11 protein-coding genes are annotated in these 13,150 nt (G+C 61.5%); 8 read left to right on the top strand and 3 right to left on the bottom strand.

What is annotated here, in order from left to right:
• Nucleotides 1-50: 50 nt before the first annotated feature.
• Nucleotides 51-401: a hypothetical protein gene (locus H8F21_RS27685; RefSeq protein WP_136476930.1), complete on the top strand. Its 351-nt coding sequence runs from the start codon at nucleotides 51-53 to the stop codon at nucleotides 399-401.
• A 48-nt stretch (nucleotides 402-449) separates the two neighbouring features.
• Here H8F21_RS27685 and H8F21_RS27680 read toward each other — a convergent pair whose 3' ends face one another.
• A complete protein-coding gene (locus H8F21_RS27680; RefSeq protein ID WP_203481306.1) occupies nucleotides 450-1,112 on the bottom strand; it encodes an HAD family hydrolase in 663 nt (220 codons plus the stop codon).
• 77 nt (nucleotides 1,113-1,189) lie between these two features.
• On the opposite strand from H8F21_RS27680, the gene lexA reads away from it, so the two are divergent.
• Genes lexA through H8F21_RS27660 form a run of 4 tightly spaced genes read left to right on the top strand, consistent with a single transcriptional unit; the run spans nucleotide 1,190 to nucleotide 6,932 of the window.
• Entirely contained in the window at nucleotides 1,190-1,810 is a 621-nt protein-coding gene (gene lexA, locus H8F21_RS27675) for a transcriptional repressor LexA (protein ID WP_203542741.1), read from the top strand.
• On the top strand, nucleotides 1,810-2,427 hold the full coding sequence (gene imuA, locus H8F21_RS27670) for a translesion DNA synthesis-associated protein ImuA (RefSeq protein WP_203481310.1): 618 nt from the start codon (nucleotides 1,810-1,812) through the stop codon (nucleotides 2,425-2,427). Before lexA ends, imuA begins: the two co-directional genes overlap by 1 nt.
• A gap of 6 nt (nucleotides 2,428-2,433) precedes the next feature.
• On the top strand, nucleotides 2,434-3,849 hold the full coding sequence (locus tag H8F21_RS27665) for a Y-family DNA polymerase (protein ID WP_203481312.1): 1,416 nt from the start codon (nucleotides 2,434-2,436) through the stop codon (nucleotides 3,847-3,849).
• Nucleotides 3,825-6,932 carry an error-prone DNA polymerase gene (locus H8F21_RS27660; RefSeq protein ID WP_203585724.1) on the top strand — a complete coding sequence of 1,036 codons (3,108 nt, stop codon included), beginning with the start codon at nucleotides 3,825-3,827 and terminating at the stop codon, nucleotides 6,930-6,932. The genes H8F21_RS27665 and H8F21_RS27660 overlap by 25 nt, the downstream gene beginning before the upstream one ends.
• On the opposite strand, the gene H8F21_RS27655 is transcribed toward H8F21_RS27660, so the two are convergent.
• Complete coding sequence (locus H8F21_RS27655; protein WP_203481316.1) at nucleotides 6,883-7,845, bottom strand: LysR family transcriptional regulator; 963 nt, start codon at nucleotides 7,843-7,845, stop codon at nucleotides 6,883-6,885. The genes H8F21_RS27660 and H8F21_RS27655 overlap by 50 nt on opposite strands.
• A 167-nt stretch (nucleotides 7,846-8,012) precedes the next feature.
• Here H8F21_RS27655 and H8F21_RS27650 point away from each other — a divergent pair, with 167 nt between their 5' ends.
• The 3 genes from H8F21_RS27650 to H8F21_RS27640 are packed head-to-tail and all read left to right on the top strand — an operon-like array spanning nucleotide 8,013 to nucleotide 11,617.
• Nucleotides 8,013-9,317 carry an MFS transporter gene (locus H8F21_RS27650; RefSeq protein WP_203481318.1) on the top strand — a complete coding sequence of 435 codons (1,305 nt, stop codon included), beginning with the start codon at nucleotides 8,013-8,015 and terminating at the stop codon, nucleotides 9,315-9,317.
• A 28-nt stretch (nucleotides 9,318-9,345) separates the two neighbouring features.
• Complete coding sequence (locus tag H8F21_RS27645) at nucleotides 9,346-10,575, top strand: Zn-dependent hydrolase (RefSeq protein WP_203481320.1); 1,230 nt, start codon at nucleotides 9,346-9,348, stop codon at nucleotides 10,573-10,575.
• A gap of 10 nt (nucleotides 10,576-10,585) precedes the next feature.
• Nucleotides 10,586-11,617 carry a histone deacetylase family protein gene (locus H8F21_RS27640; protein WP_203481321.1) on the top strand — a complete coding sequence of 344 codons (1,032 nt, stop codon included), beginning with the start codon at nucleotides 10,586-10,588 and terminating at the stop codon, nucleotides 11,615-11,617.
• Between the two features lie 17 nt (nucleotides 11,618-11,634).
• Here H8F21_RS27640 and H8F21_RS27635 read toward each other — a convergent pair whose 3' ends face one another.
• Nucleotides 11,635-13,056, bottom strand: a complete 1,422-nt coding sequence (locus H8F21_RS27635) for an aminotransferase-like domain-containing protein (protein ID WP_203585723.1) — start codon at nucleotides 13,054-13,056, stop codon at nucleotides 11,635-11,637.
• Nucleotides 13,057-13,150: the final 94 nt, after the last annotated feature.

Below are 13,150 nucleotides of genomic sequence, written 5' to 3'. Positions count from 1 at the left end.
AATGGTCTGGGCGCGGTCTGAATATTTTTCCGTGGTGGAGGTGCAGTTTGATGAAGTGGGTTGTAGCAGCGTTGGCAGTTACGCTAGGTGGTTGTGTCAGCGTGTCCGAGCTTGAAAGTACGCCGGAAACCTTGAACGTTATTTCCGGCAAAAAGCCCCAGGAGTACGCGACCTGCGTGCAGCAACAGCTGGCTGAAAGCCGTGGTCCTCTCGAGGTGGAGCCGCACCGTGACGGCCTGCGCCTGATCGTTCCGCAAAAGGTGGGTGGCGGGCCGGCAGCGCTGGTGGACATCAATGAGCGCGGCAGTGGCAGCAGCATCAAGCTCTACGAGCGTCTTAACAACTTCCCCCTGCGCCTGGGTGATGTGAAAACTGCGGCGACGCGCTGTATTTCCGGGTAATCCAACCTTCATAGGCGCAGGTGCAGCTTATTGTCCGGTCAGCTTGATTCAATCAGTTGCCTGCATCCGCTCTATCAGTGCCCACAATTGTGGGTCATCGAAGTCTGCCACTACCAACTGCGCTCCAGCTGCAAGCAAGGCCTCGGGCGTCTGGCTGGTAGAAAGGCCGACGGTGAATATCCCGGCGCGGCTGGCCGCCGTCACCCCAGGTACCGAATCTTCGAATGCCAGGGCGTGACCGGCGTGTGCTTGCAGGCACCCAAGACCGCTGAGATAAGGCAACGGGTCGGGCTTTGCCCGCGGCAGTTCTTCAGCCACCAGCACATGCGCAAAACGTTCGCCCAGCCCCATGGCCGCCAGCATGTGCACGGCGTTGGCCCGTGGCGCATTGGTTACCACGGCCATGCCAATGCCCGTCTGTTCGGCATGCTCAAGCAGCCGGAGCAGGCCGGCGGTGGGTTGCAGTGTGGGCGACAGGGCACGAAATCGCGCTTCCTTGCGGTCGGCAAACATCTGGTGCTCGGCCAATGAACGGTCGGGAAACAGGTAGCGACACAGGTCGGCGTTGGCCCGTCCGCTGACATGGGCGTCGAACTCTGCCTCGGTGAACACCCGGCCTTCTTCCAGCAATAGCTGCTGCATGGCTTGCAGGTGGAGTTTGTCGGTGTCGGTCAGGGTTCCGTCGAGATCGAACAACAAGGCTTGAAGCATTCTGGGTATCCGCTGCAGTGGCCGCTCATCATAACCTGATCACCGGGGCTGGTCAGTGAACGATGAAAAGAGTACAAATGTACTCCATGAATACACTATCGCCCAAACGCAGCGCCATCCTCACGTTCATTCGTGAGCGTATAGCCGATCATGGCCAGCCACCGAGCCTGGCCGACATCGCCACGGCCTTCGGCTTTGCCTCGCGCAGCGTGGCGCGCAAGCATATCCAGGCGCTGACCGAGGCCGGCTTCATCGAGGTCACGCGCAATCAGGCCCGGTCCATCCGTCTTTGCGGGGTTGCGCGTCGGCCCGAGGTCCTGGAAATCCCGGTGCTGGGCCAGGTGGCAGCAGGGCGCCCCATTGGCCCGGATGTCGACATCCATGAGCAGCTCATGCTCGATGCACAACTATTCAGCCGTTCGCCTGACTATCTGCTCAAGGTGCGGGGGGATTCCATGCTCGACGACGGCATCCTCGATGGCGACCTGGTCGGTATCAAGCAACAGGCAGATGCACGTGACGGGCAGATCATCGTCGCCCGCCTCGATGGCGAGGTGACTATCAAGCGCTTTGAACGGGTCAACGCCGAGCACTATCGCCTGCTGCCACGCAACCCGGCCTATACCCCCATAGAGATTGGCCCCGGTCAGGACTTTGTCATCGAGGGCGTGTTCTGTGGCCTGGTGAGGCGCGGCTGATGGGCGCGGTAGTCAGCCTTGATGGGTTGCTCGACCAGCGCCGTGTCTGGAAGGGCCGGCCCCAGGCGCAGCCTCAGGGTGTGCAGCCAACAGGCCATGCCGCGTTGGACACGCGATTGCCCGGTGGTGGCTGGCCGCCAGGGGCGCTCACCGAGTTATTGTTGGCGGCGCAGGGCTGTGGCGAATTGCAGTTGCTTTGGCCCAGCCTGGCGCGGCTGACAGCCAATGCCGAGCGGGTGGTATTGATTTCGCCCCCGTTCATTCCTTATGCACCGGCCTGGCAAGCGGCGGGCGTCGATCTGCAATGGTTGACCCTGGTCGAGACACCGGCCGATGAAGTGCTCTGGGCTGCCGAGCAGTGCCTGCGCTCGGGCAGTTGTGGCGCGGTGCTGTGCTGGCCGCACAAGGCCGACGACCGCGCCTTGCGTCGCTTGCAGGTGGCTGCCGAAAGTGGCCAAACTCTGGCTTTTGCCTTGCGCTCCCTGCAGGCAGCCGCAAACCCTTCACCCGCGGCTTTGCGCATTGCTATCGATGCCCGCCCGGCGCAATGGCGGGTGCTCAAGTGTCGGGGCGGTCTGGCGCCTGCGACGCCCATTGCCTGCGCCGGTCGAGGCTGATGGATCATGCTCTGGGCCTGTATCCTGCTGCCACAACTGGCACTCGACGCGGTGCAGCGTGGACGCGCCGATCCTGATGCGCCCCTGGTGTTGCTCAGTGGTCCGCCCCAGCGGCGGATCCTGCAGGCGGTCAACCCTGCTGCAGCCAACCTGGGCCTGCGCGCCGGTCAAGCGTTGACCACCGCGCAGGCGCTGGCAGGCAATTTTACCTGTGTCGATCACGACCCTGCCGCTGTCGAGGTACTTGAGCAGCTATTGGCGGCTTGGGCCTACCGCTTCAGTTCCCAGGTCAGCCTGCATTATCCAAGAGTGTTGTTGCTTGAAATCCAATCCAGTCTCGGGCTGTTTGGCCCCTGGCCAAGCTTTGAGGCGCGTTTACGCGCTGAATTGACCGCCCTGGGCTTTCGCCACCGCATCGTCCTGGCCAGTAATCCGGTAGCGGCGCGCATGCTCGCCAACTGTCACGATGGCTTGGCGCTCGATTGCCCGGAGCAGACGCGCGCCGCCCTTGAACAATTGCCTATCGAGCGCGTTGGCTTGCCAGCGGAGGCCGCCAGTGCGTTTGCCCGCATGGGGCTGCGTCGGCTCGGCCAGGTCATGGCCTTGCCCCGTGAGGCCCTGGCCCGGCGTTTTGCTGCTGCAGTGCAGTTGCATCTGGACCGCTTGCTGGGCGTGCGGCCCATGGCTTTGAGTTTTTATTTGCCACCGGATCGCTTCGATCTGCGCCTGGAGTTGAATTTCGATGTCGAGTCGCACCAGGCTTTGCTTTTTCCACTGCGGCGCCTGATCAACGACCTGGCCGCATTTCTGGCTGGGCGTGACAGCGGGGTACAGCGTTTTACCCTGCACCTGGAGCACGCCGAGGGAGCGGACACTAGTGTGCCAGTCGGCCTGCTGGCTGCCGAGCGCGATGCGTTGATGCTTTTCGAGCTGGCCCGGGGGCGTCTTGAGCAACTGCAGTTGCGGGCACCGGTGCGCAATCTGCGCTTGCAGGCTGAAGACCTGCCGGCCTTTGTGCCGCAGCATCGCGAGCTGTTTGACCCACGTCCGCAGCAGAACCAACCCTGGGAGCAACTGCGTGAGCGCCTGCGTGCCCGCCTGGGCGACACTGCGGTGCACAGCTTGACGGCCGAGGCTGATCATCGCCCCGAATGTGCCTGGCGTCTGGATCATGCAACCAAACTGGCGCCGCTCGCGCCCGCGGCACTGCGTCCAGGCTGGCTGCTGCCCGAGGCCCAGGCGTTGCCTGGGGTGGGTATACAACTGCTGACACACGCCGAGCGGATCGAGTCCGGTTGGTGGGATGGTGGTGATGTACGCCGCGATTATTATCGGGTGCAGACCCCGACCGGCCTGTACGCCTGGGCCTACCGCAATATTGGGGAAGAGGGGCCATTGTGGCTGCAGGGCTGGTTTGCATGAGCACGGTCGCGGCTTATGCCGAATTGCACTGCCTATCGAATTTCAGCTTCCAGCGCGGCGCCTCAAGCGCCCAGGAGCTGTTCCAACGTGCCAAGCAGCAAGGTTACCAGGCACTGGCGATCACCGACGAGTGCACCTTGGCGGGAATCGTCCGCGCCTGGCAAGCGGCCAAGGCTGTAGCGCTACCCTTGATTGTCGGCAGCGAGATTCGCCTGCATGAAGGCCCCAGGCTGGTGCTGCTGGCGGAGAATCTGCGCGGTTACCAGAACCTCTGTCGACTGATCACCCAAGGGCGCCGACGCGCGTCGAAGGGGGCTTATCAGGTATTACGCGAGGACTTCGACGCCTCTACGCACGGATTGCTGGCCCTGTGGATTCCTGATGAAGACGAGCAGGACCTGAACGTTGGCCACTGGTTGCGCGAACGTTTTGCCGAGCGGCTGTGGTTGGCGGTGCAACTGCATCGCGGCGCCGACGATGGCCAGCGCCTGCAGCAGTTGCTTGCGTTGGCGGCAACCCTGCAGCTTCCTGCCGTGGCCACCGGTGATGTGCACATGCATGCCCGAGGTCGGCGCGCCTTGCAGGACAGCATGACGGCAATCCGTCATCACTGCACCGTGGCCGAGGCTGGGCAGCGACTTTTCGCCAACGGTGAGCGTCACCTGCGACCCATGGCGCAACTGACCGAACTCTACCCGTCAGCCTTGCTTGAAGAAAGCGTGCACATTGCCGCACGTTGTTCCTTTGACCTCAGCCAGTTGCGCTACCAGTACCCTCGGGAGCTGGTGCCTGAAGGACAGACGGCCAGCGCCTGGTTGCGCCACTTGTGCGAACAGGGACAGCGTTGGCGCTGGCCGGGCGGTATCGAAGCAAAAGCCCGTCAAGCGCTTGAATCCGAACTCGAGCTGATTGCCGAGCTGAACTACGAAAGCTATTTCCTCACGGTGCATGACATCGTCAACTTTGCCCGTGGCCAGGGCATTCTCTGTCAGGGGCGCGGTTCGGCCGCCAACTCGGTGGTCTGCTTCGTGCTGGGAATCACCGAGCTGGACCCGATGCATAGCCACCTGCTGTTCGAGCGCTTCCTGTCACGCGAGCGTGACGAACCCCCGGATATCGATGTCGACTTCGAGCACGAGCGTCGAGAAGAGGTCCTGCAGTATGTGTTCAGTCGCTACGGTCGCCACCGTGCGGCCTTGACTGCCGTGGCCAGTACATACCATGCCGCAGGCGCTGTGCGCGATATCGCCCGGGTGCTGGGCTTGCCGGTGGCGCAAATCAACAGCCTGGCGGACTGCTGCGGGCGCTGGAGCGATCGCATGCCGCCTGCCGAACAATTGCGTGAAGCCGGCTTCGATCCTGACAGTCCCTTGCTGCGCCGGGTGTTGGCATTGACCGCCGAGCTTATTGGCTTTCCCCGGCATCTTTCCCAGCATCCCGGTGGTTTCGTGATATCCGAACAGCCCCTGGATAGCCTGGTGCCGGTGGAGAGCGCCGCGATGGAAGGGCGCACAGTGATTCAGTGGGACAAGGACGACCTCGATCTGGTCGGCCTGCTCAAGGTCGATATCCTCGCCCTGGGCATGCTCAGTGCCTTGCGTCGTTGCTTTGACCTGCTCTACCGGTATCGCGGTCGCGAGCTGAGTCTGGCGACAATTCCGCCTGATTGTGCTGCCACCTATGAAATGATTGGCCGTGCCGACACGGTTGGGGTCTTCCAGATCGAGTCGCGGGCGCAGATGGCCATGTTGCCACGCCTGAAACCGAAGAAGTTCTACGACCTGGTCATTGAGGTCGCGATCGTTCGACCTGGACCGATTCAGGGTGACATGGTCCATCCCTACTTGCGCCGGCGCCAGGGGACGGAGCCGGTGAGCTACCCCTCTGCGGCGTTGAAGGCCGTATTCGAGCGCACCCTGGGCGTACCGTTGTTCCAGGAGCAGGTTATGGAACTGGCCATGGTCGCGGGAGGGTATTCGGCGGGCGAGGCTGATCAACTGCGCCGGGCCATGGCCGCCTGGAAACGTCATGGTGGGCTTGAACCGCACCGCGAACGGTTGATTCGCGGCATGCTTGCCAACGGCTACAGCAGTGAATTCGCCGAGCGTATCTTCGAGCAGATAAAGGGCTTTGGCAGTTATGGTTTTCCGGAGTCCCATGCGGCCAGCTTTGCCTTGCTGACCTATGCCAGTTGCTGGCTCAAATGTCATGAGCCGGCGATCTTCGCCTGCGCGCTGATCAATAGCTGGCCGATGGGTTTCTACAGCCCCGATCAGATTCTTCAGGATGCGCGCCGACACCGTATCGAGATCCGTCCGGTGGATGCCTGCCATAGCGACTGGGACTGCAGCCTGGAACCTGGAGCAGGGCAGGCGCTGGCGATTCGCTTGGGGTTGCGGCAGATACGCGGGTTTCGCCAGGACGACGCCCGACGCATTGAGCAGGCCCGAGCCCAGGCGGGTTGGCGTGATGTCAGTGACCTCTGCCTGCGCGCCCAACTTGATGCCCGGGCGCGTGAGCTGCTGGCCGATGCGGGCGCCTTGCGCGGGCTGGCCAGCGACCGCTACCGGGCGCGCTGGAGCGTAGCGGCGGTACAGGCACAACTGCCGTTGTTCGCAGGCCTCGAAGCCGCGCAGGAGGCGCCGGTTGACTTGCCCCAGCCCTCGGTTGGCGAAGACCTGTTCGCTGATTACGCCAGTGTCGGCACCACGTTGGGTCCGCACCCCCTGACGTTGCTGCGCCGGCGCCTTGACGCCCTTGGCTGTCGCAGCTCCCAGGCGCTGGAGGGCGCTGAGCATGGCGACAAAGTCAGCGTCGCCGGGCTGGTCACCGGTCGCCAACGGCCAGGCACCGCCAGTGGGGTGACCTTTGTTACCCTTGAGGATGAATTTGGCAATGTCAACGTCGTGGTCTGGCGCGATCTGGCAGAGCGCCAACGCCGCGCTTTGGTCGGATCCAGGCTGATGCGCGTGAGTGGGCGCCTCGAGTGTGAAAGCGGGGTGCGCCACTTGATCGCCCAGCGTCTGGAAGACCTCAGTCCGTTGTTGCAGGGGCTGGATGTTCGCAGTCGGGATTTTCGTTAGCCGCGTGCTCCTGCAGCGTATCGATGAACAATGATTCAGCCCGGCTCATGCGTTGCTCTCGGTTCCACAGCAGATGAATGTCTACATCGGCAATGCCTTCATGGGGCGGCAGTTGCCAGAGCAACCCGGCCTTGGCATCCGCCGCCACCACATGGGCCGGCAAACAACCAATGCCAAACCCGGCAATGACCAGGCGCCGCACTTCTTCCAGGCTCGGTGAGGACGCGACAATGCGTCCACTGAAGCCTTGCTGGTCGCGGAAAATGGTCAGCGGTGAAAGCATGCCGCCGATCTGGTCGCTGGTGAAACTGACGAAGTTCTCACGTTGCAGATCGCCCTCGGCGACATCGTGCTTGCCGAACAGTCCATGATGTTTGCCACAGAAGAAGGCATAACGCTGACGCAGAAACAAACGCTGTTGCAGGCGCGGCTGCGGTCGGCGATTGAGGCTCAGGCCCAGTGTTGCAGTTTTTTCCTGTAGAGCACTGACGATGTCGGAGCTGCGCATCACGTCGATCTCAAGGTCCACACGTGGATGCTGGCGATGGAAATCGGCAAGAAAGCGGTCGAACCAGTCGCAGAAAATACGGCTGATCATCAGGAGCCGCACTTTGCCAATCACTTCGTCGGCAGGCTCTTCCAGAACCCCGCCGATCTGCGACATCTGCCCATAGATTTCCCCGGCCAAATGAAATATCTGCTCGCCCACTTCAGTCAGGGCAAAGCGCGGACCACGGCGGGCGATCAGTTGCCGACCGAGCTGTTCCTCCAGGCGCTTGAGCGCCTGGCTCACCGCGGGTTGGGTCAGGTGCAAGCGCGCTGCAGCGCGGCTGATACTGAGTTCCTGGCCAATCACCCGAAAGGTGCGCAGCAGGTTCCAGTCAAGGCGGTCGTTGAGCAGGCGGTCAGGCATGGCGGGTTCCGCTGTTTGAATATAACGATGGCTAATAGTGCAAATAATAAATAGAAAATTGACTAATCATAGCCCCGAGACGAAAAATCGTTGTCATACAGACGTCATCAGAACGCCGCGGACCTACCGTTCCTCCTGCCAGAAAAATAATCAAAGGAGCCTGACCCATGAAGCCTTCCGCTTCACCCCAGCCACGCCGGGCTGCAGCTGCCGCCTTTATCGGCACCATGATCGAGTGGTATGACTTCTACATCTACGCCACTGCCGCGGCGCTGGTGTTTGGCGCCTTGTTCTTTCCCTCCGACGACAAGCTGTTCAGTACCATGGCTGCCTTCGGCACCTTCGCCGTGGGGTTTTTCGCAAGGCCGTTGGGCGGCATTATTTTCGGCCATATCGGCGACCGGATCGGGCGTAAAAAGTCACTGGTGATTACCCTGGTGATGATGGGTGTGGTCACGGTGTGCATTGGCCTGTTACCGACATATGCCCAGATCGGTGCCGCGGCGCCGGTGCTGCTGATTCTGCTGCGCATTGTCCAAGGCATTGCCGTGGGTGGTGAGTGGGGTGGGGCGGTGTTGATGGCCGGCGAGCATGCGCCCAAGGGGCGACGCAATTTCTTTGCCTCCTTCGCACAGCTGGGCAGCCCGGCAGGCCTGATTCTGTCGTTGCTGGCCTTTAGCGCGGTGACGCGTTTGCCTGAAGAACAGCTGATGACCTGGGGCTGGCGCTTGCCGTTCTTGGCCAGTGCCTTGTTGCTGCTGGTTGGCCTGGCCATTCGCCTGGGCGTTAACGAATCGCCGGAGTTTCTCGCCAGCCGCGAGCAGGCTAGCAAGGCCAAGCGCAAAGAGCAGGCGCCAGTAATGGAAGTGCTGCGCACGGCCTGGCGCCCCCTGTTGCTGTGCATTGGCGCCAATACCCTTGGCATTGCCGGGGTGTACTTCACCAATACCTTCATGATCGCCTACAGCACCCAGCAGTTGGAGTTGCCGCGCTCGTTGATTCTGGAATGCCTGTTTGTGGTGGCGATCATCCAGTTTTGCATTCAGCCCCTGGCCGCCTGGGTGGCAGAGAAGATCGGGGCTACGCGTTTCCTGTGTCTGGTGTCGTTGCTGGCCATTGCCTCGCCTTATCCGATGTTCGTGCTTGTCAGCTCCGGCCAGGCCCCACTGATCATTGTGGGTATTGCCTTGGCGGTAGTGTGCATGGCGTCCTTTTACGCAGTGATTGCAGGGTACGTCAGTGGCATGTTCGATACCCGCGTGCGCTATACCGCCATTTCCATGGCCTATCAGGTCTGCGGGGCTATCGCCGGTGGCCTGACCCCGCTGGTAGGCACTTGGCTGGCGCATAAATTTGTCGGTCAGTGGTGGCCGATGGCGGTGTTCTACAGCTTGATCGCGACGATTTCGCTGCTCTGCGTGCTGGCCCTGGCGCATCGCCATGCCATGGCGCGTCGCCTGGAAATGGCCTGACTTATCAATGAATACTGGAGTAGTCGCGATGTTGAAAAGCAACGGCGAACGCCTGTGGGCGAGCCTGATGGCCATGGCCGAAATCGGTGCAACGGCCCGTGGTGGCAGTTGCCGGCTGGCCTTGAGCGGCGAGGACAAAGCGGGCCGCGAACTGTTCGCCCACTGGTGTCGTGAGGCGGGAATGACCCTTAGCGTCGACCCTATCGGCAATCTTTTTGCCCGTCGCCCCGGAACCGAGGCCGAGGCCGCTGCAGTGATGATGGGCAGTCACCTCGACACCCAGCCTGAAGGGGGACGCTTTGACGGTGTCTACGGTGTATTGGCCGGGCTTGAAGTGGTGCGCCGCCTTAATGAGCTGCAGATCCACACCCGCAAACCGCTGGAAATAGCGGTGTGGACCAATGAAGAGGGCGCCCGTTTCACACCGGCAATGTTTGGTTCTGCCGTGTTTACCGGCACGATGAAACTAGAAGATGCATTGGCGGTGCGCGACGCCGAGGGCGTCAGTGTTGCCGAGGCATTGCAGCGTATAGGCTTCGCCGGACAGCGAGCGCTGGGTGGCGCCGTGGATGCCTACTTCGAGGCACATATCGAGCAAGGCCCGATTCTTGAAGACAACGCCAAGAGCATTGGCGTGGTCAGCGGCGGGCAGGCCATTTGTTGGCTCGATGTTCAAGTTCAAGGCATGGCTGCTCACGCAGGCACCACCCCCATGCCGCTGCGCAAGGATGCACTTTACGGCGCCGCACCGATGATCCAGGCGATCGAACAGTTGGCCAGTGATTTCGCGCCTCACGGCCTGACCACCGTTGGTGAATTGAGCATCAGCAAATCGTCGCGCAATACCATTCCCGGGCTGTTGCAGTTCACCGTGGACCTGCGCCACCACCTCGACAGCGCAATTGAGGAAATGGAGCTACAGGTCACTAGGCGCTTGCAGGCTATCGCCGGTCAGCGCGGGCTTAAGATCAGCATCAGCCGGCACTGGGTTAGTCCAGCCACCCCTTTTGATGCTGATTGCGTTGCCGCAGTGCAGCAGGCGGTGGATGGCCTGGGTTATGCCCAGCAATCAATCGTCAGCGGTGCCGGCCATGATGCGATCCTGCTGGCACGCTATTGCCCGACGGCGATGATTTTTATCCCTTGCGTGGGCGGCTTGAGCCATAACGAGGCTGAAGATGTATTGCCCGAGGACGTGCGCCAAGGCGCCGACGTGTTGCTTAACGCCGTACTGGCCCGCGCTGGCCGAGTTGCATAAGGAGAAGCCCATGCGTTGCTACTTTCACCCCGAACAGCTGCTGCATCATCCCCGCAGTTACTACTCGCGCGGGCAGATGCGCACCCCGCAGGAAGTGCCGGAACGTGCGCAGCATCTGCTGCAGGCCGCGAAGAACCTAGGCTTTGATATAGCCCAGCCAGAAGACGCGGGGTTGCAACCCTTGCTGGCTGTGCACGGTGCCCCGTACCTGACGTTTCTTGAAGAAGCGCATCAGCGTTGGAAGGAAATTCCAGAGGACTGGGGCGACGAAGTCATGTCAAACATCTTTGTGCGCGAACCCAATGCCTTGCGCGGCATACTTGCCCAGGCCGCCCGCTACCTGGCCGATGGCAGCTGCCCGGTGGGTGAATTGACCTGGCGCTCGGCCTACTGGTCGGCACAAAGCGCAGTAGCTGCAGCCAAGGCGCTGCTCGAGGGTGAACCTGCTGCCTATGCCTTGTGCCGGCCGCCAGGACACCACGCCCGCGCCGAAGCAGCCGGTGGCTTCTGCTATCTCAATAACGCCGCCGTTGCGGCCCAGGTGTTGCGTGAGCGCTTCAGTCGCGTCGCCGTCCTCGACACCGATATGCATCACGGTCAAGGCATTCAGGAGATCTTCTATGAGCGCGACGATGTGTTGTATGTCTCCGTTCACGGCGACCCGACCAACTTCTACCCCGGCGTAGCCGGCTTTGCCGATGAGCGTGGAAGCGGCACAGGGGAGGGTTACAACCTCAATTTGCCAATGGCTCATGGCGCCAGCGAAGCGGACTTTCTCGCTCAGTTGGACGTTGCCCTAGCGGCAGTGAAGAATTTTGGTGCGCAAGTGCTGGTGCTGTCACTGGGCTTCGATATCTTCGAGCTGGATCCGCAGAGCAAGGTTGCCGTCAGTCGTGAAGGTTTCGCCACCTTGGGTGAGCGTATTCGTGAGATGGGCATACCCTGCCTGATCGTTCAGGAAGGTGGGTATCACCTGGACAGTCTTGAAGACAATGCACGGGCATTTTTTGCCGACAAGCGTGACTGGTGTCTGCCCCGCTAATGGCCGCCAACCAGGCGTTACTGCCCGCGTCGGGCGTGCTTGACCAGCAGTTTTTCCAGCTTCTCCCACAGCTGCGGATCGGTGCTGAAGGCGACGTTGAAACGCATCCACCCGGTGGGCTGTGAGTCCACCATGAATAGCTGCCCTGGCCCCAGCATCATGCCTTGAGCCAGGGCGTCATCGAGCAGCGCAGCGCTGTTGGCGATAGCAGGGTGACGGGCCCATAAATACATGCCCTCATCGCTTTCGATAAAACGTTCAAAGCCTAGCCGCGAGAGCTGTTCGCTGACCTCCCGCTGGGCCTCGGCCAGGCGTTGGCGCAAGCGTTTGAGATGCTTGCGCCAACGCCCGTCGGTGATCGCCGCATACACCACGCGCTCCATCAATTGCGAGGTGGTCAGGCCCGAGCGCATTTTCAGCTGCAACAATTGCTGCATCAACTGTGGGTTGGAGAGCATGAAACCGACACGTACGTTGGGCGAAATGCTTTTCGAGTAGCTACCGATATACACCACCTGTTGCAGTTGATCGAGGCTGGCCAGGCACGGCAGGGGTTCGGCAATCATGTCGGCATAAAGGTTGTTCTCCACCAAGCGGAAATCGTGCTTGGCGGCCAACTGCAACAATCGATGCAACTGTGCCAGGGGTGTGCACGAACTGGTCGGGCTGTGCAGGTGTGGTTGCGTGAAGAACACGGTCGGACGATGTTGTTCGAGCAAACGTTCCAGGTGATCGAGGTCATAGCCGTTAGGGGTGCGCGGAACACCGAGCAGCGTCGCTCCCTGAAAACGCAGAATGCTCATCAGGTTGGGGTAACCGGGATCGTCCACCAATACGACGTCGCCTGGGCACACTAGCGTGCGAACGGCCAGGTCCAGGGCCTGGCTGGCGCCGTGGGTGAGCATCAGCTGCGCGGGATGGGCGACGATGCGCAGGTCTTGCTGCAAATTCTGTGCGGTCAGTGTGCGCAACTCCAGCAGCCCCATCGGATCGCCATAGCCACTGAGCTCCAGCACGCTGCCGGCGACCTGGCGCATGCCCCGCCGCAACCCGTCCTCGAACATCCAGTCGTTGGGCAGCCAGCCGCAACCAGGCTTCAGCGCCAGCCGGCGGCTTTCGAAGATCTGCTGCATGTACCACTCGGAATTGAACGCCGGCTTGCCTGCGGCAGGCCCGCTCGCCTGGCTGTCGATCAATTCCACCACCGAGCGGTTGACGAAGAATCCTGCGTTGCCTCGGCTCACCAGCATGCCTTGGGCAACCAGACGGTCGTAGGCCTCCACCACCGTAAAGGTGCTCACCGAGTAGGTCGCGGCAAACGCCCGTATGGAGGGCACTTTGGCGCCCGGCTTGAGGGTCTGGTTTTCGATCAGCTCGCGCAGCCTGTTGATGATCTGATTGACCAGGGGAGGCGATTCGTCGGGGCGTAAATCAAACATTTGCAAGCTTTGCCTTCGGGGGTGCGTAACGCCTGGCGCGTTCAGGGCGGGGGTGTACTGCAATGGCGGCCTGTACAGTGCAGTGAACTTTGCA

The organism is Pseudomonas arcuscaelestis, assembly GCF_016881005.1.
Classification (GTDB): Bacteria; Pseudomonadota; Gammaproteobacteria; order Pseudomonadales; family Pseudomonadaceae; genus Aquipseudomonas; species Aquipseudomonas arcuscaelestis.
Note: the sequence above shows the minus strand (reverse complement) of the source record. Positions and strands in the feature narration are given on the sequence as shown.